This window comes from Mesorhizobium sp. M1328, from assembly GCF_040318075.1.
GTDB lineage: Bacteria > Pseudomonadota > Alphaproteobacteria > Rhizobiales > Rhizobiaceae > Mesorhizobium.
This window is the reverse complement of the sequence record NZ_JAMYLO010000032.1, coordinates 13,522-37,869: the sequence shown is the minus strand read 5'-3', so window position 1 is coordinate 37,869 and position 24,348 is coordinate 13,522. Positions and strand designations below refer to the sequence as shown.

The 24,348-nt window shown below is 64.2% G+C and carries 22 protein-coding genes and 1 tRNA gene; 16 read left to right on the top strand and 7 right to left on the bottom strand.

The features are described 5' to 3' along the window. Positions 1-98: 98 nt before the first annotated feature. Positions 99-1,256 carry a hypothetical protein gene (locus NKH23_RS32090; protein ID WP_352721741.1) on the bottom strand — a complete coding sequence of 386 codons (1,158 nt, stop codon included), beginning with the start codon at positions 1,254-1,256 and terminating at the stop codon, positions 99-101. 341 nt (positions 1,257-1,597) lie between these two features. Between NKH23_RS32090 and NKH23_RS32085 the strand changes: the two genes are divergently transcribed. The 3 genes from NKH23_RS32085 to NKH23_RS32075 all read left to right on the top strand — a co-directional run bounded on the left by NKH23_RS32085 (position 1,598) and on the right by NKH23_RS32075 (position 2,800). Then, positions 1,598-1,673 (top strand) — tRNA-Thr (locus NKH23_RS32085). A 323-nt stretch (positions 1,674-1,996) separates the two neighbouring features. After that, on the top strand, positions 1,997-2,407 hold the full coding sequence (locus tag NKH23_RS32080) for a globin domain-containing protein (protein WP_502908445.1): 411 nt from the start codon (positions 1,997-1,999) through the stop codon (positions 2,405-2,407). 66 nt (positions 2,408-2,473) lie between these two features. Next, complete coding sequence (locus NKH23_RS32075) at positions 2,474-2,800, top strand: hypothetical protein (protein WP_352721742.1); 327 nt, start codon at positions 2,474-2,476, stop codon at positions 2,798-2,800. A 183-nt stretch (positions 2,801-2,983) separates the two neighbouring features. Here NKH23_RS32075 and NKH23_RS32070 read toward each other — a convergent pair whose 3' ends face one another. The 6 genes from NKH23_RS32070 to NKH23_RS32045 form a co-directional block, all read right to left on the bottom strand. Beyond that, entirely contained in the window at positions 2,984-3,277 is a 294-nt protein-coding gene (locus NKH23_RS32070; RefSeq protein ID WP_352721744.1) for a GYD domain-containing protein, read from the bottom strand. 162 nt (positions 3,278-3,439) lie between these two features. Continuing rightward, positions 3,440-5,014, bottom strand: coding sequence for an indolepyruvate oxidoreductase subunit beta family protein (locus NKH23_RS32065; protein ID WP_352917064.1), 1,575 nt, complete (start codon positions 5,012-5,014; stop codon positions 3,440-3,442). Next, positions 5,007-7,160 (bottom strand): thiamine pyrophosphate-dependent enzyme, encoded by a 2,154-nt coding sequence (locus NKH23_RS32060; protein WP_352721747.1) that lies wholly within the window; start codon positions 7,158-7,160, stop codon positions 5,007-5,009. Before NKH23_RS32060 ends, NKH23_RS32065 begins: the two co-directional genes overlap by 8 nt. Positions 7,161-7,205: 45 nt before the next feature. Next, positions 7,206-7,685 carry a MarR family winged helix-turn-helix transcriptional regulator gene (locus NKH23_RS32055; protein WP_352721748.1) on the bottom strand — a complete coding sequence of 160 codons (480 nt, stop codon included), beginning with the start codon at positions 7,683-7,685 and terminating at the stop codon, positions 7,206-7,208. After that, on the bottom strand, positions 7,685-9,256 hold the full coding sequence (locus NKH23_RS32050) for a phytoene desaturase family protein (protein WP_352721750.1): 1,572 nt from the start codon (positions 9,254-9,256) through the stop codon (positions 7,685-7,687). Before NKH23_RS32050 ends, NKH23_RS32055 begins: the two co-directional genes overlap by 1 nt. A 311-nt stretch (positions 9,257-9,567) precedes the next feature. Then, complete coding sequence (locus NKH23_RS32045) at positions 9,568-10,359, bottom strand: cyclase family protein (protein ID WP_352721751.1); 792 nt, start codon at positions 10,357-10,359, stop codon at positions 9,568-9,570. Between the two features lie 117 nt (positions 10,360-10,476). Between NKH23_RS32045 and NKH23_RS32040 the strand changes: the two genes are divergently transcribed. The 13 genes from NKH23_RS32040 (at position 10,477) to NKH23_RS31980 (ending at position 24,324) form a co-directional block, all read left to right on the top strand. Then, a complete protein-coding gene (locus NKH23_RS32040) occupies positions 10,477-12,051 on the top strand; it encodes a phytoene desaturase family protein (RefSeq protein WP_352979793.1) in 1,575 nt (524 codons plus the stop codon). 108 nt (positions 12,052-12,159) lie between these two features. Then, positions 12,160-13,686: an ABC transporter substrate-binding protein gene (locus NKH23_RS32035; RefSeq protein ID WP_352917061.1), complete on the top strand. Its 1,527-nt coding sequence runs from the start codon at positions 12,160-12,162 to the stop codon at positions 13,684-13,686. Between the two features lie 64 nt (positions 13,687-13,750). Then, a complete protein-coding gene (locus tag NKH23_RS32030; protein WP_352721754.1) occupies positions 13,751-14,758 on the top strand; it encodes an ABC transporter permease in 1,008 nt (335 codons plus the stop codon). Continuing rightward, positions 14,751-15,599 carry an ABC transporter permease gene (locus tag NKH23_RS32025; RefSeq protein WP_352917059.1) on the top strand — a complete coding sequence of 283 codons (849 nt, stop codon included), beginning with the start codon at positions 14,751-14,753 and terminating at the stop codon, positions 15,597-15,599. Before NKH23_RS32030 ends, NKH23_RS32025 begins: the two co-directional genes overlap by 8 nt. Further along, positions 15,596-16,486, top strand: coding sequence for an ABC transporter ATP-binding protein (locus tag NKH23_RS32020; protein ID WP_352721758.1), 891 nt, complete (start codon positions 15,596-15,598; stop codon positions 16,484-16,486). Before NKH23_RS32025 ends, NKH23_RS32020 begins: the two co-directional genes overlap by 4 nt. Next, a complete protein-coding gene (locus NKH23_RS32015) occupies positions 16,479-17,309 on the top strand; it encodes an ATP-binding cassette domain-containing protein (RefSeq protein WP_352721760.1) in 831 nt (276 codons plus the stop codon). The genes NKH23_RS32020 and NKH23_RS32015 overlap by 8 nt, the downstream gene beginning before the upstream one ends. An 81-nt stretch (positions 17,310-17,390) precedes the next feature. Beyond that, positions 17,391-17,990 carry a VOC family protein gene (locus NKH23_RS32010; RefSeq protein WP_352721762.1) on the top strand — a complete coding sequence of 200 codons (600 nt, stop codon included), beginning with the start codon at positions 17,391-17,393 and terminating at the stop codon, positions 17,988-17,990. A gap of 143 nt (positions 17,991-18,133) precedes the next feature. Then, positions 18,134-20,428, top strand: coding sequence for a bifunctional salicylyl-CoA 5-hydroxylase/oxidoreductase (locus tag NKH23_RS32005; RefSeq protein WP_352721764.1), 2,295 nt, complete (start codon positions 18,134-18,136; stop codon positions 20,426-20,428). Next, complete coding sequence (locus NKH23_RS32000; protein ID WP_352721766.1) at positions 20,425-21,198, top strand: SDR family NAD(P)-dependent oxidoreductase; 774 nt, start codon at positions 20,425-20,427, stop codon at positions 21,196-21,198. Before NKH23_RS32005 ends, NKH23_RS32000 begins: the two co-directional genes overlap by 4 nt. Continuing rightward, positions 21,192-21,662, top strand: coding sequence for a MarR family winged helix-turn-helix transcriptional regulator (locus tag NKH23_RS31995; RefSeq protein WP_254816232.1), 471 nt, complete (start codon positions 21,192-21,194; stop codon positions 21,660-21,662). Before NKH23_RS32000 ends, NKH23_RS31995 begins: the two co-directional genes overlap by 7 nt. Further along, positions 21,659-22,471: an enoyl-CoA hydratase family protein gene (locus NKH23_RS31990; RefSeq protein ID WP_352721768.1), complete on the top strand. Its 813-nt coding sequence runs from the start codon at positions 21,659-21,661 to the stop codon at positions 22,469-22,471. Before NKH23_RS31995 ends, NKH23_RS31990 begins: the two co-directional genes overlap by 4 nt. Before the next feature lie 234 nt (positions 22,472-22,705). Beyond that, on the top strand, positions 22,706-23,854 hold the full coding sequence (locus tag NKH23_RS31985) for an acyl-CoA dehydrogenase family protein (protein WP_352721769.1): 1,149 nt from the start codon (positions 22,706-22,708) through the stop codon (positions 23,852-23,854). Between the two features lie 74 nt (positions 23,855-23,928). Then, positions 23,929-24,324, top strand: a complete 396-nt coding sequence (locus NKH23_RS31980) for a RidA family protein (protein ID WP_352721770.1) — start codon at positions 23,929-23,931, stop codon at positions 24,322-24,324. Positions 24,325-24,348 lie beyond the last annotated feature (24 nt).

Here is a 24,348-nt window from a genome sequence, read left to right as displayed (position 1 = left end):
GGCGCCACATCGGCCACCTCGTTGCGACGATCGAACCCGGCGAATGCAAAAACTACTTCGCAAACGCCGGATACGCTTCCGTCAAAACGTGAAAGACTCTAGGGAACGACTGAAACGCGGATCTCGTAGATGTCGACCGACTTGCCCTGCTTGTCGAAGTCGGAATTGATGGCGATGGTGCCGGCAGCGCCCGGACGCTTGTCGGGAAAGCGCACGTCGAACAGATATTCGTTGCGCTCGCGACCGACCGCATAGCGCTTGCGGCCGCAGTCGCCGAGTTCGCCGAAATTGCAGTCGACGGAAATCTGCGTCTCCTGGCCCTCCTCGGAGCGTGCGATGATGTCGAATGTGGCATGCTTGCCGGCGATCCTCTCCAGCACGCCTTGCCCGACGTCGAAGCTGATGGCCGAGCCGGATGCACCCGAGCGGATGCGCAGGAAGGAACCGCTTTCGTCCTGGATAACGTCGGCCTTGGCGTCCGACGGTGCATTGACCTGCGTCGGGTCACCCGGCGAAAACACGTTGATCCAGTCGCGCGCCTGGTCCTGCTCGCCCTGCTTCGGCGGCGAAGCGGTGTCGTCCGGCGTGAAATCATCGCCATCGACCGTTGGCGGGGCTTCCGGTGGCGACGTGTCGAGCTCGGTCGCCGATTTGAAGACGCCGGTCTGGTTGGCGAAATAAAGGCCGATGCCGGCGGCTGCGAGCAGCGTCACACCGAAGAAGATCGCGGTCAAAGGCAGGCGCCGCCGCCTCGCCCGCCGGTCGTCGCGGTCGGGCGTCACTTCCGCGTCGTCGATTTCGGCTTCGGTCGCAGCCGAGGCCCCCATGTCGATCACCGGCGCCTCGGGAACAGGCGCGTCGGGCATGATGTCGGGGACGACCGGCAGGACGCGCGACCGGGGCGCGTCGGATTCGGGCGGCTGCGCCGGACCATCAACGACGATGTCAGGCGACGGCGCGGGCTCGGCTTCAGCTTCGGCTTCAGCCGGAGGCTCCACCGCCGGTGCTGCCTCCAAACCGTCGGTCGGCGCGGCGACGTCGGGAACCGCCGGCAGGAATTCCGATTCGATTTCGGTGATCTTCGCCTGGACCGCCTTGCGGCGCTTGATGGCGACTTCCACGGTGACGTTTGGATTGGCCTGCAGGGCACGGTCGAGTGCCGCGAAAGCCGATCGATAGACCCGCTCGCGAAACGCCCGGTCGTCGGCATTGCCTTTCTCGAAGGCATTGCGGATCGCTTTTTCGATCGCGTCCAAGCGAATTCCCTCTGCAATTTCACTCACATTGTCATGATCGTTAGCCGCAGGCGACCAATCAATCAACAAGCGAGCGGCCGCATTCTGCCTTGCAGAGGGGTACAAAACCGATTTCGGCGGTTTTCGGTAAAGGAATCAACATTTTTCGCTGATTTTCCCGCCAAGCGGCGGGCGGCCTACCGGTGCGGCAGCGCGCGACGGCATGCCGGCTCCACGCAGCGGCTTGCCTGCGCCGGGCCTTGGATGAACACGAATTGCCGTCTCGAATTCGCGGCTGCCATCTTGAATTCACGGCTGGTTGCGTTTATCACCCAGCCCATCTTGGAAGCTTGGCTTCCCGGGCCGCTTTAGCTCAGTTGGTAGAGCACATCATTCGTAATGATGGGGTCAGGTGTTCGAGTCACCTAAGCGGCACCACTATTTCCCAAGGCTTTGCGGGTTTTCTAGGGGTAGAGCGAAAAACGCCCTGCCAACATCCTGCCAACAAATCTCGGCGGCGCTTTTCGCCCCTTGCCTCATGTCACCACAGGCTCGCCTCCGTCTTCTTCAATCCAAACGCGTCATCATCAGGATGCGAGCGACCCAGCGCACGATCCCGTCCGTCGGGATCTGAAGGCAAATGAGCGCAAATGAAAACCAATTGAGACACAACTGAAACACATCTGCGCGCAGGCGAAATGCACATGAAACGCATTTGGGGGGATGGTCGAGCCTCGCCAGAAAACCCAAGGAGCGTCGCCGTGACACCAGACCAGATCAGATTTGTCCAGGACAGTTTTCGCGATGTCGTCCCGATACGCGTGGCCGCCGCCGCTTGTTCTACGACCGCCTGTTCGCGATCGACGCGGATCTTCGCGCGCTATTTCCGGTGCGACATGACCAAGCAAGGCACCAAGCTGATGGCGAGCCGGGGCTTCGTCGTGCACGGATTGGACCGCGCCGACACCATTCTCCCGACAGTGCGCGAGCTCGCCAAGCGTCACGTGACCTACGGCGTCGAGGAGATCGTCGGGCAGGCGCTCATCGAGACGCTGGCGGCCGGCCTCGGCACGGCTTTTACGCCGCCGGTCCGAGCGGCCTGGGAGGCGGCCGACGGGTTGCTCGCGAGTGTGATGATCGCGGCTGCCCGCGAGGATCAGCTCGCAGCGTGACCTGCCGAGGTGCAGCCGAAGGCAACAATCCAGCCGAATAATAAATCATAAACAGAGGAGAACACGATGTTAAGACATACAGCCCTTGCAGCGTTTTGCGTGGTGGCAAGTTCCGAATCTGCCGGCGAACTCACGGCCCTGAAGGGTGGGACCATCGATCTCGGCGGCTTTCACGGCGTCGTTTACTATACGGAGACGGATGACAGCTATCGGGTGGTCACCACGATGGCGGCGGGCGAAGAAAGTTCGCCTGTACGCTTTGTCACAACCCTCACCGAGGGCCAGGCGCTCGTGATCTCGGTCCCGGGCGAGTTGGCGGGTCCCGGCCAGGCACTCGAAATCTCGCGCGCCGAAGGCAAGCTCGTTGTCGCGAAGGTGGAGACCACCCAATAAAGGCTGAACATAGAATGATCGGTAATGGGTCGCGTATACGGGTCACGCAAGCGGCCTTTTTGAGGACACTAAAACCCCGGCCTCTCGCGCCGGGGTTTTCGCTTCAGGGAACAGACAAACAACCCTGCCGCCGTTCGGCTGGCAGACGGCTACAATCGCTTGCGCCTGCCAGCTCGGTGGCGGTCAGGCCACCTTTGCCAAGATCTTGGCCATATCTGCCGTGTCGAATGCCCTCAATGTCTGGGTTCTGACGTTGCCTAGCGATGCGATCGATAAGGCAAGTGCGGTGGCAGCGATATCGTCGTCGGCTTCGGCAATCGCCACGACATCATATTGACCAAGCGTCCACAAAAGCGTGTGAACCTTAATCCCGCTCTTGCTGGCCATCGCCTTGAAGGCGTCGGCACGCTTCTGCGTATCCTTGATGCTCTTGATACCTTGGTCTGTGAAATTCGACAGCAATACGAAGTAAGCCATTGGTTCCTCCCATGATGGGGAGTGTGCGGGCGCTCACGGCGCGTCCGCCGTCTCCCGGAACTATGATAGCACGAGCCGGGTGCGCGAACCACAGGCGGCAACCAATGCCCGAGTGGCCGCCGCACCAGTTTTTCACCGATCAGCTGGAGGAGGCGGGGTCGTTTACTGCAGCGACGCCACGGTCTTGAGCGCGCCGTCGAGCATGTCGCCCTTCTCGTCCTTCAGCGCGGCTTCGCGCAGGCGCCGGATCCAGTCGGCGGCGTCCGGACGGCCCTTGAGCAGGTCGAGCGCCGACAGCACCCGGTCGAATTTCGACTGCGCGCGGGCATGAGTGTCGCTGTAGCCCTTGATCAGCCGGCGGCAGTTGAGGATCTCGACGGCCAGCGCATAGTCTTCCCTGACATGGCCGAGCGCCAGCGCGTACCAGCGTTCGATATGCGCAGTCTCGACCTTGTGGCGCAGCAGCCGGCGGCGCCAGCGGCGCAGGCCGCCGATGAACCACAAAGCGGCAAAGCCGGCGAAGCTGTCGGTACGGATGTGGCGGCCGCGGTTGATGCGGCGGTCGAGGAAGGCGGCGAGCTTCGGCCGGTCCTCGATGTAGCTGCCGAGCCCGGCCGGCAGCGTGCCGCAGAATTCCTCAATGCGCGGATGGAAATATTCGGTCACCTGCAGGACCGAGCCCTCCTTGACGCCGACCTCGCGGCGTACGCGTCGGTCGCGGCTCGAGCGCGTCTTCAGGTCGGCGACGCGGATCATGTCGTCGTAGCACATCGCGTTGGCCAGATGCTTAGCGGCGGCGATCGACAGCGCGTAGTCATGGGCAGCACTGTCCAGGACGACCGCCCGGTCGAGCCTGTCGAGATACTCGCCGCCATAAGCGATGTCCTGGTAGTCGACGACTTTTTTCAGGCCGCGAAGCGCCATGTCGCGCGCGGGTGCAGGCAGCGTGGCAACGCGTGCCGCCAATTGTTGCCAGCCCTTCAACAGGCTTTCCGGACCGCTGACTTCTGTCGCCGCGCCCGAGCCGGTTTCAGCGGCCGCCGGCTGTTCAGTTTTGTCGCCCGAAGGCGCACTCGCGATGCCGCGCGCCCGATTATAGGCGGCGCCGAAGGCGGCGAGGCTGGCCTTCACACCGCGGCCGCCGGCACTGACCGCCTGCTCGTAGCTCTCGCGTGTGAACGGCAAGGCATCGGAGCCGGCCAGCGCGCCGAGCAGGCTGGCCGAGATCATCGAGCCGTTGTCGGCGGCGATCTTCTCCATGTCGAAGGCGATGAAGCGCTTGGCCGCGGCTTCCGCCGTGGCATGCACCTTGGAGGACGAGGCGCGACCGTCGCCAGGCTCGATCTTCTCCGAGACCGCGGCAATGCGGTGCGACGAGGCGATCAGCGTCGTGCGCTCGGGCGTGACGAAGCCGCGGATGATGGCGCGGCCGGCCTCCATCAGTTCGGCGGCGATCAATATATCGACATCGCCCTGCGACGGCGACAGCGCGAAGACCGGCAGGCGTCCGGTGTCGCGGCACATCTCGACGTAATAGATGGTGGCGCCGGTGCGCTGGGCGACGCCGGCGACCGAGGTCGATTGCGCGACGTAGCCGTTGCGCTCGGCAACGTCGGTGATCCAGTCGGCCAGCACGCCGCCGCCCTGGCCGCCGACCGCCAGCACGGCAAGCTTGATGACGCGCTCGTCGTCCGGCGCGCCGGCCTTGGAACGGGTTGATGGGACAGCGTCAAGCATCGGCGAATATCAGGCGCCGGCTTTCACGACGCCGCTGCAAGAGGCCGATCGTAGCGCGGCGAGCGGCTTCAAGGAAACGGTCCCAGCGGCTCGGATTGTGCACGACATCGGCGCGGTAGAAGGACGGGCAGAGCACCGCCGCGTCGGCGACCTCGCCGCAATTGCCGCAGCCGACGCAGCTCTGGTCGATATGCGCCACCGGATCGTCGCGTAACGGATCGTCCAGCGACTTCACCGACAGCGACGGGCAGCCGGAAAGCCGCATACAGGCATGGTCGCCGGTGCAGATATCCTCGTCGACACCGAATTTCGGCTTGACGATGCGCGTCCCGCCCTCGATGGCCTTGTCGACCAAGGGCTTTTCGCGGCGCTGCCGATTGAGCATGCATTCGGACGAGGCGACAATGACTTTCGGGCCCTTTTCGTCCGTCGTCAGCGCCTCGCGCAGCGTGGCTTGCATCTTGGTTACGTCGTAGGTGCGGTCGATGTGGCGCAGCCATTTGACGCCCATGCCCTTCACCGCCTCGGTGATCGGGTGCTTGGTCGACTTGGTCTTGTTGCCGGCGCGGGACGACAGGATGTCCTGCCCTCCCGTCGCGGCCGAATAGAAATTGTCGACGATGACTATGACGCCATCGTTCTTGTTGAACACCGCATTGCCGACCGAGGAGGTCAGGCCGTTGTGCCAGAAGCCGCCGTCGCCGACGAAGGAGATCGAGCGGCGCTTGGCATCGGGCGAATTGAACGCCGAAGCCGAGGCCGGCCCCAGCCCGTAGCCCATGGTGGTGGCGCCGAGCTCGAAAGGCGGCATGATCGAGAACAAATGACAGCCAATGTCGGAGGCGATGTGGTGCTTGCCCAACTCCTGCTCGACCAGCTTGGTGGCGGCGAAGATCGGCCGCTCCGGGCAGCCGACGCAGAAGCCGGGCGGACGGCCCGGGACGACGTTGATCAGGTCGGCGGTGTCGAGCCCGTCGCCGATCTTGTTCGGTGCGCGGACTTCGCTCGGCAGCAGATGCGGGATGGTGGCGCGCAGGAACGATCCGATGCCGTCGAGCATCACCTGGCCGGTGTATTCGCCGGCCATAGGCAGATGTTCCTTGCCGACGAGCTTGGTGCCGCGCCCGGCCTTGTGCAGCATCGCGGCAAAGGCCTGCTCGATGTAGTTGGGCTGGCCTTCCTCGACGACGAGCACGGCGTCCTTGCCTTCGCAGAAAGACAGGAATTCGTCATCGACCAGCGGGTATACGGCGTTGAGCACATAGAGCGGCACGTCGGTGTCGCCATAGGTGTCGGCGAGGCCGAGCCGCTGCAGCGCCCGGATGACCGAATTGTACATGCCGCCCTGCATGACGATGCCGACCGAGCCGTGCTCCGGGCCGAAAAACTCGTTGATCCTGTTGGTGCGGATGAAATCCACCGCCGCCGGCCAGCGTTTCTGCACCTTCTCCCTCTCGTGCAGGAAGGACGCGGGCGGCAGCACGATGCGGCCGGTGTCGCGGCGCGGCGCCTCGAGGGCATCGGCGACCGTCATCGCCGGGCGCTTGTTGTCCTTGGCGATGAAATGGCCATGGACGTGGCAGCAGCGGATGCGGACCTGCAACATGACCGGCGTGTTGGAAACTTCGGACAGCTCGAAGCCGTCCTCCACCGCCTTGACGATCGACGGCAGGTTCGGTCGCGGGTCGAGCAGCCAGACCTGGCTTTTCATGGCAAAGGCGTGGCTGCGCTCCTGCATGATCGAGGAGCCTTCGCCATAATCCTCGCCGACGATGATCAGTGCACCGCCGGTGACGCCGCCAGACGCCAGGTTGGCCAGCGCGTCGGAGGCGACATTGGTGCCGACCGTCGACTTGAAGGTCGCCGCACCGCGGATTGGATAATGCACCGACGCGGCCAGCATGGCGGTGGCGGTCGCTTCGGAGGCGCTCGCCTCGAAATGCACGCCGAGTTCGCCCAGGATATCCTGCGCGTCGGCCAGCACGTCCATCAAATGGCTGATCGGCGCGCCCTGATAGCCGCCGACATAGCCGACGCCGCATTGCAGCAGCGCCTTGGTGATGGCGAGAATGCCTTCGCCGGAAAACTCCTCGCCGGCGCCGAGCCTGAGCTTTTCGACTTCCTTGGCAAAAGACCGTTCGGCCATTTTGGGCTCCTTCCGTTGCCGCCCGTGTGGCGGCGCGTAAGATCGTCAGATGTCGTGCTTGCGAATGTTCTTCAGCATCTTCTGCAGCGTCGCGATCAGCGCCGCGTATTCGGCATCGTCGATGTCGTCGAACATAGTCTCGAAAGCGTCGTGCATGGCTGGCCAGGCGCGCGCGAATTCGGCGCGGCCATCGTCGGTCAGGAACACATGGCGGATCCGGCTGTCGGTGACCCCCTGCTCGCGCCGAACAAACCCTTGTCCCTCCAGCGTGTCGAGTGTCCTGCTCAAGGTCGACTGCTCGATGACAGTATAGACCGAGAGATCGTTGACGGTGGCGCCATCGGTGACCGACAATACGGCTAGCGTCCGCACCTGCGGAATGGTCAGGCCCTGCTTGCGGAAATTGTCGCGCAAGGTGGCGTTGTAGCGGCCCATGATGCGGTTCATCAGATAGGGCGCGAATTGCTGCAGGCCGATCTGGCCCAAAGTCGAGATGCGCTGGCGCTTTTCAACCTTCTGTTCCATCACAGACTCCCCGCCAGGAGAAAGCCGGAGCCGCCGCCCAGCCCGGCGCCGGGATGGGTCGAGGCGCCGATGTGGTAGAGTCCCTTGACTCCGGTGGCGTGATTGCGGCTCGTCTTGAACGGCCGCCACAGGAACGACTGGTCAATAGTCGAGGAGCCGCCATAGGGATCGCCGCCGACCAGATTGATGTTCATCGCTTCCAGGTCGGCCGGCGAATAGGCGCGACGTGCGATGACGCTGTCCTTGAATCCTTCGATATGGCTGGCGAGGATCGCTTCGGCACGGTCGGCATAGGCTTCGCGCAGCGCCTCGGTCCAGTGGCCATCCGCAGGCGTCTCGAGCTTGCCGGCCGCATCACCCTTGATATTGCGAGGCGCCTCGGGAAGTTGAAGCCACAGGATCGCCTTGCCGTCTGGACAGCGCGACGGGTCGAGCGCGTGCGGCTGGCCGACGCAGATGGTCGGCACCTCCGGCAGCATGCCGCGCACGGCCTGGTTGCAGGCCTCCGACACCCCGTCGAGCCCTGGCGTCAGATGCAGCAGTGCGACCTTGTCCAGGCCCTCGCCGCGCCATGCCGGCGGCTTGTCCAAGGCATAGTGGATCTGGAAATTGCCCTTGCCGTAGCGGTATTTTTGCGCTGCCTCGACGTCGGCTTTCGGAGCCGCGTCGCCGAGCAGCCGCTCGTAGAGCTGGGTCGGCGTGACCGAGCAGATAACGCTCTTCTTCGCGTTGATCGTTTCGCCCGAAGCCAGCCGCACACCGGTGGCGCGGCCTCCGCTCTGGACGATGGAGGCAACGTCCCCTTCGGTGCGGATCACACCGCCGCGCTCCTTGATCAGCGCTTCGAACGCGGACAGCAGGTTCTTGGCGCCGCCCTTGACAACCGGCGCGCCGGCGGCTTCGAGTGCAAAGGCGATAACCCTAGCGATCTGGCCCGAAAACGCATCTTCGGGCCCGAGGCCGGCATGCAGCACCCAGGGGGCCCAGAGCGCGCGCATGATTTCCGACTGGTAGGTGCTTTCCAGCCAACCGCGCGCCGGCACCAACGCGCTGCCGAGAAAGGCGGCAAGGCCACGCGGCCCGCGCCGCCACGCTTCGCCCGCCAGCAGCCTGGCCGTTGGGTAGGACCACAGGTTGCCACCGAGCAGCCCGAACAGCAGACCGGCGTTGCGCTCGATCTCGCCGACATCGCTGCCGTGCCGGTCGCCGTCACCCGCGGCGATTGCATTGATCGCCGCTACATTGGCGGTACGGTCGGTGCGCAGGGCGGCATGGCTGCCGTCCGGGCGCAGCACGCCGGTCGGCGTGGAGGTGTTGCAAAACTCCAGGCCGTGCCGCGCCAGATCCTTGCCCAGCGCCGCATAGGCCGGTGAGGTGATGAACAGGACGAAGGTCGTCGCCATCACGTCGTGGATGAAGCCGGGCGCTGTGATTTCTTCGGTGCGCATGCAGCCGCCGATGCGGTCGTTGCGCTCGAGCACCAGCACCTTCGCCCCCTTGCCGCCAAGCATCGCCGCGCAAACCAGCGCGTTGATGCCGCTGCCGACGATGATGTGATCGGGAGCGCTCATCGACGATTGCTCCCGGTGAGCGGAAGGTGGAATTCATTTGCGCGGGCTGGCGTTCCTGCGCGCCCCCCTCTGTCCTGCCGGACATCTCCCCCTCTAGGGGGGAGATTAGCGGCTTCGGCGCTCCGCTCATTCCTACGACGTTGAAGATTGGCGAAGGCAGTATCGACGGCCGATCTCCCCCCTAGAGGGGGAGATGTCCGGCAGGACAGAGGGGGGCGCCGTAGAGCGGCAGCCTTGCCAAGCTGCCACCCTCTACCCATCATCACGATATTGCCTGCGCACATGATCTTCTCCCGAAGACCGCAGCTACCCTATTGCCTTGGCACCAACGCCAACGCGCGGATCGGGCTGCCGGTACCGTGCTCGATCTTGAGCGGCGCCGCGATCAGGATCGCGCCCTTCGGCGGCAGCCGGTCGAGGTTGCAAAGGCTGGCGAGACCGTAGCGGTTGGCCTTGTGCATCAGGCTGTGCGCCGGGAATGGCGGCTCCATGCCGCCGGCCTTGCCGGCATCGGTGCCGATCGTCTCGCTGCCCCAGCCCTTGATGTCCTTGCCGATCAGATACTGGATGGCTTCCGCGGTCGGGCCGGGCGTGTGCGGACCGGTCTCATTGGCGTTGAGGAACTCGGCTTCCGAGCCGTTGCGCTTATACCAGTCGGTGCGCATCACCACCCACTCGCCCGCGTTGATAGCGCCATGTTCGGCTTCCCATGCCTCGATGTGATCGACGGTGAGCAGGAAATCGTGATCGGCTGCCGCTTGCTTCGAACAGTCGATGACGTTGACCGGACCGACGAAGTTCTGCGCCGGAATGGTGTCGGTAGCACCGTCCGGATAATCCTTGCCGGTGATCCAGTGGTTGGGCGCGTCGAAATGCGTGCCCGAATGCTCGCCGAGCTTGAGCCAGTTCCACGCCCACCACGGGCCATTCTTGTCATAGGCGGAGATGGCGTGGATCTCGATCTTCGGCGTGTCCACCGCGAGTTCCGGCGGCAGCTTGATCAGCGGCGTGTCCGGCCCGAGCGGCGCCGTCAGGTCGACCACCTGGATGGCGCCGGAAAGAAGCTGGCCGGCAACTTCGCCGAGGAGTTGTTGTGTGTCCATGGTCTCTGTTCCCTCTTTCTCGATGGTGCTGAAGGCTCTCGCGGCCCTTAATATCCTACTAGACGAAAACATATGCATCTGCAATTATCTTTAAGCATAAAGGAAATGGGACGGGGCGTGAGCGAGTTCGACGCCATATTTGTCGGGGCAGGCCACAACAGTCTGGCATGCGCCGCGCATCTGGCGCTCAAAGGTTGGAAAACTGCGGTTTTCGAACGCAACGCAACGATCGGCGGCGCCGTCCAGACGCGCGAATTCACGCTGCCGGGCTTCCGGCACGATTTCGGTGCGATGAATGTGAGCCTGTTCGCTGGTTCGGGCTTCCACAAGAAATATGCAAATGAATTGAAAACCCACGGGCTGGAATTCGTGCCGGCGGCCGACTGTTTTGCCAGCGCCTTCCCCGACGGTCGCTGGTTCGGCGTCAGCAGCGACCTGGAAAAGACCACTGGACGGATAGCCGCTTTTTCCGAGGCCGACGCACAGACATGGCGTGGTCTGGTTGCGGCATTCCCGACGCAAGCCGAGCATCTGTTCCGGCTGCTGGGCTCGCCGATGAGCGGCCGAGCACTCGCCGGCACCGCCTGGAACCTGTGGCGCAAGCAGGGTTTTGCTGGCGCGCTCGATACCGGGCGGTTGCTGCTTTCCTCACCCCGCGCGTGGCTCGAGGAGACTTTCCAGTCACCGCATGTCAGGGCGACGCTCGCCACCTGGGGCATGCATCTCGACTTTGCCCCCGATATCGCCGGCGGCGCGGTGTTCCCTTACCTCGAATCCATGGCCAACCAGTGCTTCGGCATGGTGCTCGGCAAGGGCGGCGCCGACACCATCATCCGCGCTTTGTCGGGCATGCTCACGGCCGCCGGCGGCAAGATCGTCACTGGGGCTGACGTCGCCGAAATCACGGTGTCCGCCGGCAAGGCGACCGGCGTGCGCCTTGCTTCAGGCGAGACCCACACCGCCACCAAGGCTGTTATCGCCGGTGTCGCGCCAAAGGCGCTGGCGGGCGAACTGTTGCCGAACGGTTCCGGCGACGCCGGTTTCGACACGGCCATGAAAAACTTTCGCCATGCGCCGGGGACGATGATGATCCATCTGGCGCTCGACGATCTGCCGGACTGGCGCGCCGGCGCCGAGCTTCGGCAGTTCGCCTATGTGCACCTTTCGTCGTCGCTCGACGCCATGTCGCGGACCTACCAGCAGGCGATGGCAGGCATGCTGCCGGATGAACCGGTGCTGGTCGTCGGTCAGCCGACGGCGGTGGACGCATCGCGCGCGCCCGACGGCAAGCACGTGCTTTGGGTGCAGGTGCGCATGCTGCCGGCCGAGATTGTGGGCGATGCGGCGGGCACTATCGCGGCGGCTCACTGGGACGAGGTCAAGGAGCACTACGCCGAGCGCGTCCTCGACATTATCGAGCGCTATGCGCCCGGCCTTCGCCGGAGGATCCTCGGCCGCGCCGTGTTCTCGCCCATCGACCTCGAAGGCGAGAACCCGAACCTTGTCGGCGGCGACCAGATCTGCGGCAGCCATCATCTGGCGCAGAATTTCCTGTTCCGGCCGGCGCGCGGTTACGCCGGCTGGAACACGCCGGTCAGCAATCTGCACGTGACCGGGGCGGCAACATGGCCCGGCGCCGGCACCGGGGCGGCGTCGGGCTTCATGCTCGCGCAACAACTTGGCGGGAGGTAAAGCCGTAATTTTCAACTAGGGTGAAGGAGGACAAGGCGCGGTTGCCCAAGGAGCCTGAGCCCACCGATTGACAACGACACCGCGCATAAAAGCAACAGGGGAACGACCATGACAATCAACAGACGAGAATTGCTCGGATATGGCGCGGCCGCACTTGGCGCCACGGCGCTCGGTCTGCCGCAACAGGCCAAGGCAGCCGGCGAACTGACCATCGCCTACAATGTCAACCTGCCGTCCTGGGACCCGACCACCGGGCCTTCGGCAGTCAACCCGACCATCCAGGGCCTATACCAATCGGTGTTCGACCAGTTCATCCCGCAGAAGCCGGATCTGTCCTTTGCGCCGGGCCTGCTCACCGAATGGGGCTGGAACGAAGATCGCAGCAAGATCATGATGACGGTGCGCGAGGGCGTCACCTGGCATGACGGCTCGCCATTCACGGCCGAAGACGTGGTCTGGTCGCTGCAGCGGGCGGGCGACGAGAAGACCGGCAACCCGATCCAGTTCGTCTGGAAGAACGTCAACAACTTCAAGATCGACGGGAACAAGATCACCGGCGACGTCGTGCAATTCGACCCGGTGTATTTCAAGTGGATGTCGTTCCTCACCGGCTACATCATGCCGAAGGCCTATTACGAGAAGGTCGGCGCCGAGGGTTTTGAGAAAGCCCCGATCGGTACCGGGCCCTATATGGTCGACAAATTCGAGCGCAACGCCTTCCTGCGGCTCAAGGCCAACCCTAACTACTGGGGCGGCAAGCCGGCCTTCGAAAACGTAACCATCAAGTTCGTCACCGATGCGGCGAGCCGCGTCGCCGAGATCGAGTCCGGTTCCTCGCAGGTGACGCTGGAAATCCCTTATGAGGAATATGACCGCCTGATCGCCAAGGACGGACTTGCCGGCTCATGCAAGAACGTTTCCGACATCGGCATGATCTTCTTCAACGACATCGACGTGATGCTGGACAAGAACGTGCGCCAGGCGGCGGTGATGGCGGTCGACAAGAAGCTGCTGGTCGATCGGTTGCTGCGCGGCTACGGCCAGCCGATCGGTACGCTGGAGACGCCGGAATACGCCGCCTACGATGCGTCGATCAAGGTCGAGCACAACCTGGAAAAGGCCAAGGAATTGCTGGCCGCATCCGGCTATTCGCCGGAAAAGCCAGTCAAGTTCACGATACAGACGACCAAGGGCTTCAAGCCCAAGGACTACGAGATGATCCAGGCGATCGTCGGCATGTGGCGCAAGGTCGGCATCGAGGCAACGATCGAGGTCTACGAGATCGCCAAGCACTATGAGTTGCGCGCCGCCGACAAGCTGGCGCCGGCGGCCTTCTACAATTGGGGCAACGCCATCGGTGATCCCACGACGTCGACCGGCTTCGCCATGTACGGCCCAAGTCCGCATTCGGTGTGGGACAGTCAGGATCTGATCGACATGATCAACCCGCTATGGGGCGAGAAGGACGAGGCCAAGCGCATTGCCGGCTGGAAGGCCGTCGACAAATACATCGCCGAACAGGCCTATGTGCTGCCGCTGATCCAGTATGCGCAACCGATCGTGCATGCCAAGGGCGTAAACGTCGTGCAGCATGTGTCCGGCGCGCTTCTGCCGGCGCTGATGAGCCCGGCCTGAGACAGTCTTTGGCTTGCCGCGCGCCGTCCGGAATGACGGCGCGCATTTTCCGCCACGGGCGACCATGCTGCTGCAAAGATTCCTGATCCGTCTTCTGACGATGGCGATCACGCTGTTCGGCGTGGCCGTCGTCGTCTTCATCGTCATCCGCGTCGCGCCGGGCGATCCGATCGCGATGATGCTGCCGCCCGGCGCCACCGATGCCGACATCGCGCGGCTACGCGCGCTTTACGGGCTCGACAAGACCATCGTCCAGCAGTTCTTCATCTGGCTGGCCGGTGTCGTCAGGGGTGATTTCGGCACTTCGATCTCACTGCGACAGGACGTGCTTGGGCTGGTCTTCACTCGCCTCCCGGCGACACTGGAACTCGCCATCGTCGCGCTTGTGATGGCGCTGGCGATCGGCGGCACGACGGCGATCCTCGGCGCGCGCGAGCGCGGCACCGCGGTCGAGGCCGGAATCGACATTGCCAGCGGTGCGGCGCTCTCGATTCCCGATTTCCTGTGGGGCCTGGTACTGATTCTTCTGTTCGGCGTGCTGGTGCCTATCTTCGACATTTCTGGCCGGGTGTCGCCGCAGCTCGACCTGCCCTTCGTCACGCAATTCTATCTGTTCGAAAGCATCGTACGGCTGCGCTTCGACCTGACCAGGGACCTGCTGGCACACATGCTGATGCCGGCGATTGCGCTGGCGCTGCCGCTGGCCGCGATCATCTCGCAGTTGCTGAAACAGTCGCTGAAAGAAGTGCTCGACCTCGACTATGTCGTGCTGGCGCGGGTAAAGGGCTTTTCGGAAACGCAGGTCATCCTGCGCGAGGCGCTAAAGAACGCGGCGCTGCCGACGCTGACGCTGGTCGGCGTGCAGTTCACCTTCCTGATCGGCGGCACGGTCATCGTCGAACGGCTGTTTTCCTATGAAGGCCTCGGCAATATGGCGATCGACGCCGTCATCAATCGCGACCTGCCGCTGATCCAGGGCATCGTGCTGGTGTTCGCGCTGCTGTTCGTGCTGATCAACCTTGCCGTCGACATGATGTACGCCCTGCTCAATCCGAGGCTGCGCCATGGATGAGGCCCGCATTTCAAGACATGGCTCGCGCGCCCGCCTATGGCTGGCCGGCGGCTGGCTGCTGATTGCGCTGCTGGCCGCAATTTTCGCGCCGCTGGTCGCACCGCAGGACCCGCTGGCGCAGGATTTGATGCTGGAGCGCCTGCCGCCGTTCTGGCTGACCGGTGCCGAGCCCGGCTACTGGCTCGGCACCGACAGCCTCGGCCGCGATCTCCTGTCACGGCTGATCTTCGGTGCCCGCATCGCCTTCATCGTCGCTTTCGCGGCAGCCCTTGCCGCCTGCCTGGTCGGCTCGACGCTCGGCCTGATCGCCGGCTATTTCGGCGGCTGGGCCGACCGCATCATCTCGCGCGTTGTCGATGTCTGGATGGCGTTTCCGCCGGTGCTGTTTGCCATCCTTTTGGTTGCCGTGCTTGGCACCGGCTTGAGCTCCGTCATCATTGCCATCGCCGTCATCGACTGGACGCGCTTCTGCCGGGTGATCCGCGCCGAGACCATGGGCCAATCGCGCATGGATTATGTCGAGAACGCCCGCATCGCCGGCTATGGCCGCATCGGCATCATGCTGCGCGAAGTGCTGCCCAATGTGGTGCCGTCGATCGTCGCGCTGCTGTCGCTGGAGATGGGCATTGCCGTCATCGTCGAGGCGATCCTGTCCTTCGTCAATCTGTCGATCTCGACCGACGACCCGACCTGGGGCGGCATCATCGCCGAGGGCCGCCTGTCGATCCATCAGGCCTGGTGGGTGCTGGTGTTCCCGCTGGTCACCCTGATCCTGACGGTGCTGTCGTTCAGCCAGTTCGGCGAAGGTCTCAGGGCACGTTTCGATCCGGTGCTGCGATGAACGCGCCTGCGAAATCCTGCCTCGACATACGCAGCCTTAGCGCGGTGCTGCCTAATGGCTTGCGCGTGCTGCGCTCGGTGTCGCTCGCCGTCGAGCCCGGAGAAGTCCGCGCGCTGGTCGGCGAGAGCGGCGCCGGCAAGACGATGATCGGCAAGGCCGTGCTCGGCGTGCTGCCGCCGAGCGTGCGCATCGTCGAAGGCGATATGCTGCTCGAGGGCGAGGACCTCGGCCGGCTCCAGCCCAGGGCACGGCGCACGCTGATCGGCGCGCGCACCGCGCTGATCCCGCAGGACCCGCTGACGGCGCTCAATCCGTCACGGCGCATCGGCCCGCAGATGACCGACCGCCTGGTGCGCATCCTCGGCTGGAGCGGCGAGAAGGCCGATGCACGCATCCGCCAATTGCTGGACGAGGTGCAGATCCGCGACCCCGAGCGTGTCCTCAAATGCTATCCGCACGAGCTGTCCGGCGGCATGCGCCAGCGCGTGCTGATCGCCGCGGCGTTCGCAGCCGAACCAAGGCTGATCGTCGCCGACGAGCCGACCACGGCGCTCGATGTGACCGTGCAGAAGCAGATCTTGCGGCTGATCGCGCAATTGCAGCGCGAGCATGGCACGGCGATCCTGTTCGTCACCCACGATCTCGGCGTCGTCGCCAAGATCAGCCAGAAAGTTTCCGTGCTCTATGCCGGCAAGGTGGTGGAGGAGGCCGAGACGGCAGCGCTCTTCGCTTCACCGCAGCATCCTTATACGCGGGCACTGATGGCGGCGACGCCGCGCTACACCGATCCATTCGCGTCGCTGAAGCCGGTCGACGATAAGGTACTGGCCGGACTGGCCGCGGAGATCGCCGCCTCCGACCAGGCCTGGAGGCCGCCGCATGGCTGAGCCGCTGTTTTCCGTGCGCGGGTTGAAGGTTGCATTGCCCGATATGACGCGCAAGCCGCTGATCGGCCGCGCGCCGCTGGCCGAGATCCTGAAAGGCCTCGATTTCGACCTGCCAAGGGGATCGGTGACCGGCATCGTCGGCGAATCCGGCTCCGGCAAATCGACGCTTGGCCGCGCGCTGGTGCGGCTTTTGGAGCCGAGCGCCGGCACCGTCACCTTCGACGGCCGCGACATCACGCATCTGCCTGAGGCGGAGCTCCGGCCGCTGCGCCGCAATCTGCAGATGATCTTCCAGGATCCGATGTCGTCGCTCAATCCGCGCCGCACCATCTTCAGCATCATCGCAGCCCCGCTCAAGCAGAACGGGTTTGGCGACAACCTCAGGGACCGTGTCGCGGAGGCGCTGCAGCGCGTCGGCCTGCCGCAGAGCTTTGCCAGCCGCTACCGCCACGAACTGTCGGGCGGCCAGCGCCAGCGCGTCGGCATTGCCCGGGCGCTGGCGCTGTCGCCGAAATTCGTGCTGGCCGACGAAATCGTCTCCGGCCTCGACGTGTCGACGCAGGCGCAGATCCTGACGCTGCTGGAAAAACTCGCCGCGGAAATGGGCCTGACCGTTGCCTTCATCAGCCATGATCTTTCTGTCATTCGGCGGCTGTGCCGGCAAGTGATCGTCATGCGCGAAGGCGCGATCGTCGAAGCCAGCGCTACGGATACTTTGTTCGAGAAGCCGCAGCAGGCTTACACGCGCGACCTCCTCGCCGCCATTCCGCTGCCCGAGATCGATGACGCTTGGTTGCTGCCCGCCGCAAAGGCGCCGGCATGAAACACAGTCCTATTCGCACGCCGAAGAGCGGGCCTCGGGCGTGCGTCGACAAGTCAGCTCACGAAACGGAGGAGAACTGGAATGAAATACGCAGTCAGAAATGCAATGCTTGCGGCCGCTCTGCTCGGCTCGATGGGAGCAGCCTCGGCTGATTCGATACCCGGCATGCGTGGCCACGACCACACCGGCGTCACCGTCCCCGACATGCAGCAGGCCGTCGGTTTCTTTACCGAGGTGGTCGGCTGCAAGAAGGCGATGTCGTTCGGCCCGTTCGCCGACGACAAGGGCACGTTCATGCAGGATCTGCTGGGCGTCGATCCCAAGGCGGTGATCGAGGAGATCACCCTGGTCCGCTGCGGACACGGGTCGAACATCGAGCTGTTCAAATACACAGCGCCGGACCAGAAGGACCTGACGCCGCGCAACAGCGACATAGGCGGCTTCCATATCGCCTTCTATGTCGACGACATCGCCGCCGCAAAAGCCTATCTTGACGGCAAGGGCGTCAAGACGCGAATGGGGCCGCTGCCGGTTACCGAAGGCCCGGCCGCCGGCCAGACCATCCTCTACTTCCAGGCGCCCTGGGGCTTGCAGTTGGAAGCGATCAGCTATCCCAATGGCATGGCCTATGAAAAAGATGCGGAGACGGTGCTGTGGAGCCCGAAGAACCCGGAAAAATAGCCCGGGACGTCCTTGGCCTGCGCAAGCCGACTGCCGGCGAGCTGGGTTTCTGAGGCAGATTGTTTCAATCCTGAAACTTCAAGCTTGAATTAATCCGCCTCAGGCGTAAACTCGACGGACAGAAGCGAAGAGGAGATCGCACGATGAAAGTTGCGGTTCTCGGCGGCGGACCAGCCGGGCTCTACTTTGCCATCTCGCTGAAGCTCCGGGATGCCGCGCATGACGTGACGGTGTTCGAGCGCAACCGTGCCGATGATACGTTCGGCTGGGGCGTCGTGCTGTCGGCCGAAACGCTGGAGAACCTGACCAAGAACGACCCGGTCAGCGCCACCTGGATCCGCAAGCATTTCGCCTATTGGGACGATATCGCCGTCATCCATGACGGCGTGCGCACGGTCTCGACCGGTCACGGCTTTTGCGGCATCGGCCGCAAGCGGCTGCTCACCCTGCTGCAGCGGCGGGCGCGCGAACTCGGCGTCAAGCTGGTGTTCGAGACCGATATCGCCGATCCCAAGCCATATATGGAGACGCACGACCTGGTCGTCGCCGCCGACGGGCTGAACTCGAAAGCGCGGGGCGCCTTCGTCGACGTGTTCAAGCCCGATATCGACATCCGTAAATGCAAGTTCGTCTGGCTCGGCACCCGTCAGAAATTCGACGACGCCTTCACCTTCATCTTCGAAAAGACCGAAAATGGCTGGGTGTGGGCGCATGCCTACCAGTTCGACAGAGATACCGCGACCTTCATCGTCGAATGCAGCGAGCAGACCTGGCAGCGCTTCGGCTTCGGCGCGATGTCGCAGCAGGAATCGATTGCCGTCTGCGAGCGCATCTTTGCCCGCCATCTCGGCGGCCACGCGCTGATGACCAACGCAAATCATATCCGCGGCTCGGCCTGGATCAATTTCCCGCGTGTCTTGTGCGAACGCTGGTCCTACAAGAACCTGGCACTGATGGGCGACGCGGCGGCGAGCGCGCATTTCTCGATCGGCTCCGGCACCAAGCTGGCGCTGGAAAGCGCGGTGGCGCTGGCCGACTATGTCGAGTCCGAGCCGGACCTCGAGGCAGCCTTCCGCAAATATGAGGACGCCCGCCGCACCGAAGTGCTGAAGCTGCAGTCGGCGGCGCGCAATTCGCTCGAATGGTTCGAGGAGGTCGAGCGCTATCTCGGCCTCGATCCGGTGCAGTTCAACTATTCGCTGCTGACGCGTTCGCAGCGCATCAGTCACGAGAATTTGCGGCTGCGCGATGCCGAGTGGCTGGCCGGCGCCGAGGAGTGGTTCCAGCGCCAGGCCGGCGCCGGGGGCAACAATCTGCGTCGCGCGCCGATGTTCGCGCCGTTCCGGCTGCGCGACATGGCACTGCAGAACCGCGTCGTCGTCTCGCCGATGGCACAATACAAAGCGGTCGACGGCTGTCCGACCGACTGGCATTTCGCCCATTACGCCGAACGGGCCAAGGGCGGCGCCGGCCTCCTCTACATCGAGATGACCTGCGTCAGTCCGGAGGGCCGCATCACGCCTGGCTGCCCCGGTTTTTATGCGCCCGAGCATGAGGTCGCCTGGAAGCGACTGGTGGAGTTCGTCCATGCCGAGACCGAGGCCAAGATCTGCGCCCAGATCGGCCATTCCGGTGCCAAGGGGTCGACCAGGGTCGGCTGGCAGGGAACCGACGTGCCACTGCCCTCAGGCAATTGGCCGGTCATGGCAGCGTCTTCCGTGCCGTGGTCGCCGGAGAACCAGGTGCCGAAGGCGATGGACCGCGCCGACATGGATATGGTGCGCGACCAGTTTGTCGCCTCGGCCGAGATGGCGGCGCGCTGCGGCTTCGACATGCTCGAAATCCACGCCGCGCACGGCTATCTCCTGTCCTCCTTCATCACGCCCCTGACCAACCGGCGCACCGACACCTATGGCGGCTCGCTGGAAAACCGCATGCGCTATCCCTTGGAAATCTTTCATGCGGTGCGCGCCGCGTGGCCGGCCGAGAAGCCGATCTCGATGCGCATCTCCGCCAATGACTGGCTGGGCATCGAAGGCGTGACGCCGGCCGATGCCGTAGAGATCGCGCGGCTGCTGCATGAGGCCGGCGTAGACATCTGCGACGTATCGGCCGGCCAGACTTCGGCCGTGGCAAGACCGGTCTATGGCCGCATGTTCCAGACGCCGTTTTCCGATCGCATCCGCAACGAGGTCGGCATGGCGACGATGGCGGTCGGCAATATCTATGAGCCGGACCACGTCAACTCGATCCTGATGGCGGGCCGCGCCGATCTCGTCGCACTGGCTAGGCCGCATCTTGCCGATCCCTATTGGACGCTGCACGCGGCCGTCACGCTTGGCGATCGCGGCGCCAAATGGCCGGATCCCTATCTGCCCGGCCGCGACCAGCTCTTCCGGCTGGCCGAGCGCGAAGCGGCAGCGGGGTTGAAAGTATGAGTGCCGCGGCGACGATTTCGGGGCGGCATGCGCTGGTCACCGGCGGCGGCTCCGGCGTCGGCCGCGCGATCGCGCTGGTGCTGGCCGGGGCCGGCGTCGACGTGACCATCTGCGGCCGGCGCGAAGCGGCGCTTGCCGAGGTCGCCGCTGAGAACAAGCGTATCTTCGCCATTGCCGCCGACGTCACCGACGAGGCATCGATGGCGTCGCTCTACGAGGCGGCGGAAGCGGCACGCGGAGCGTTTGACATCGTCGTTGCCAATGCCGGTATGTCCGGCAGTGCCCCGGCGCAGCGGACCTCGCTGGCAGACTGGCAGCGCACGCTCGACGTCAACTTGACCGGTGCGTTCCTGACGGTGAAGCCGGCGTTGGCCGGCATGGCGGTGCGCAAGACTGGCCGTCTCATCTTCGTCGCTTCCACCGCCGGACTGAAAGGCTATCCCTATGTCGCAGCTTACGTTGCCGCCAAGCATGGCGTCGTCGGCCTGATGCGGGCACTCGCCGTCGAGACCGCCAAGTCCGGCATAACAGTGAATGCGGTGTGCCCAGGGTTTGTCGAAACCGAGATGCTGGAGAGCGCCGTCCAGCGCATCGTCGAAACGACCGGCCGCTCGTCCGAGCAGGCACGGACAAGCCTTGCCGCGACCAACCCGCAAGGCCGCTTCATCCAGCCGGAAGAAATTGCGGCCGCCGTACTTTATCTGTGTGGCGACGACGCCCGGTCGATTACCGGGCAGACGATTTCGATCTCCGGAGGTGAGACATGGTAGCCGGTCCCCTGCCCGCCCCGTCCGGACCCGGCAAGGACCGCCTGCGGCTGTGGATACGCCTGCTGCGCGCCTCGCGCACCATCGAGGCCGAGCTGCGCGAGCGGTTGCGGCAAGAGTTCAACACGACGCTGCCACGCTTCGACGTGATGGCTGCGCTCTACAGGGCGCCGGAAGGCATGCTGATGAGCGACCTGTCGCGCTTCCTGCTGGTGTCCAACGGCAATGTCACCGGCATCATCGACCGGCTGGTCTCGGAAGGGTTGGTGATGCGGGCCCGACGCAATGGCGACCGCCGCACTTCGATGGTGCGGCTGACCGAAGAAGGGTCGAAGACTTTCGCCGTGATCGCCGCCGCGCATGAAAAATGGGTCGGCGAGTTGCTGGGCAATGTGAGCGAGGACGAGGCGCGCCGGTTGACCGGCATGCTGACCTCCTTCCGCAGCAATTGGGAGGGACGGGAATGACGAAGATGGCGGGCCGCAAGCCGAAGCATTTCCTCTGGCAGGTCGAAGGCAAGATCGCAAAAATCCGGCTCGATCGGCCCGAACGCAAGAACCCGTTGACCTTCGACAGCTATGCCGAATTGCGCGACACTTTTCGCGATCTCGTCTATGCCGACGATGTCGATGCGGTGGTGTTCCTTCCCAATGGCGGCAATTTCTGCTCGGGCGGCGATGTCCACGAAATCATCGGCCCACTGGTCAAGATGGACATGAAGGCGCTGCTCGCCTTCACCCGCATGACCGGCGATTTCGTCAAGGCGATGCTGAATTGCGGCAAGCCGATTATCGCGGCGGTCGACGGCGTGGCGGTCGGCGCCGGCGCCATCATCGCCATGGCCTCCGATATCCGTATCGCCACGCCCCAGGCCAAGACAGCATTCCTTTTTACCCGCGTCGGCCTTGCCGGCTGCGACATGGGCGCCTGCGCGATCCTGCCGCGCATCATTGGCCAGGGCCGCGCCGCCGAGCTGCTCTATACTGGTCGCACGATGAGCGCCGAGGAAGGCGAGCGCTGGGGCTTCTACAACCGGCTGGTCGATGCCGCAACGCTCGAGGCCGACGCGCTCGACATGGCCGCGCGCATCGTTTCCGGCCCGACCTTCGCCCATGGCATGACCAAGACGCAGCTGAACCAGGAATGGTCGATGGGGCTTGACCAGGCGATCGAAGCGGAAGCGCAGGCCCAGGCGATGTGCATGCAGACCCGCGATTTCGAGCGGGCGTACACGGCTTTCGTCGCCAAGGAAAAACCGGTGTTCGAGGGGGATTGAGGATGATCGCTTCCATGGGCACGCTGGCGGGACAGAACCCCCCTCTGGCCTGCCGGCCATCTCCCCCTCAAGGGGGGAGATTGGATGTCAGGCCCGCTTTCGCCAATCTCCAACATCGCAGGGAGAGCCGTGGCAGCGAAGCCGCCAATCTCCCCCCTAGAGGGGGAGATGTCCGGCAGGACAGAGGGGGGCGCCGTGGAGCACAAGCCCTGAAGGATAGCGGAGGCAGACACAATGCCTGACCGTTCCTTCCTCTCCTGGCCGTTCTTCGAGAATCGCCACCGCGAGCTGGCGGAGCGGCTGGAGGCATGGTGCAACAAGAACCTGCCGGTTGCGCATGACGATGTCGACGCAGCCTGTCGCGAGCTGGTGGCCAAGCTCGGCAAGGACGGCTGGCTGAAGCCGACGGCGCTCGATACCGACAACCCCTCACCGCTCGACGTGCGTACGCTCTGCCTCACACGCGAGACGCTGGCCCGGCATGACGGGCTGGCCGATTTCGCCTTCGCCATGCAAGGGCTCGGCACTGGTGCGCTCAGCCTGTTCGGCTCGCCCGACCAGCAGAGCTGGCTGGCGAAGACACGGGCTGGCAAGGCGATTTCGGCTTTCGCGCTGTCGGAGCCGCGTTCTGGCTCGGACGTTGCCAATATGGAAATGACGGCCACGCGTGACCGCGACAGCTATCTCTTGTCCGGCGAAAAGACCTGGATCTCCAACGGCGGTATCGCTGACTTTTATGTTGTCTTTGCCCGCACCGGCGAGGCGCCCGGCGCCAAGGGGCTTTCCGCCTTTGTCGTGCCTTCCGAAACCGAGGGGCTGATTGTCGCCGGGCGGCTGGAAGTGATCGCGCCGCACCCGCTCGCCCGGCTATCCTTTGACAACGCACGCGTTCCAGCCTCGGCGCTGGTCGGCAAACCCGGTGACGGTTTTCGCATCGCCATGTCCGTGCTCGATGTGTTCCGTTCGACTGTCGGCGCAGCAGCGCTCGGCTTTGCCCGGCGCGCGCTGGACGAAAGCATCAAAAGAGTGGCCGAGCGCAGGCTGTTCGGTGCACCGATGGCCGAGCTGCAGATGGTGCAGGGCCACATCGCCGACATGGCGCTGGATGTCGATGCCGCCGCGCTGCTGGTCTATCGTGCCGCCTGGACCAAGGACATGGGCGCGGCTCGGGTTACCCGCGAAGCCGCCATGGCCAAGCTGTTCGCTACCGACAAAGCGCAAGAGGTGATCGACAAGGCTGTGCAGCTGCATGGCGGCGACGGCGTCCGCAGGGGCCATATCGTCGAAAGCCTGTATCGCGAGATCCGGGCACTGCGCATCTACGAGGGAGCGTCCGACGTGCAGAAGGTGGTGATTGCGCGGCAAGTATTGGGAGCGGCCTGAGACCGGAGTTGTGTGGAAGAATTGATTGTCTTCGAGTTTTGAGCGACCGGATTTGAGCATTGGGAGGCTTTGATATGCACACCATCCTGCAGCCGGAAGGCTGGGCGAAACCCGTCGGCTACGCCAATGGCGTCGCCGCGCGTGGGCAGCTTGTCTTCGTCGGCGGGCAGGTCGGCTGGAACGGGCAGGGCCGCTTCGAGACCGACGATCTTGTCGGCCAGGTGCGGCAGACGCTGGCCAATATCGTCGCCGTGCTCGCCGAGGCCGGCGCCACGCCTGAGCATATCACCTCGATGACCTGGTACTTTACCGACAAGGCGGAATATTTGGCCAATCTCAGGGGGATCGGCGAGGTCTATCGCGAGGTGATCGGCCGGCATTTTCCGGCGATGGCCGCCATGCAGGTGATGGCGCTGGTCGAGGATCGCGCCAAGGTTGAGATCCAGGCCACGGCGGTTATTCCGGAGTGACGGCATCACGCGGCAATTTTTTAA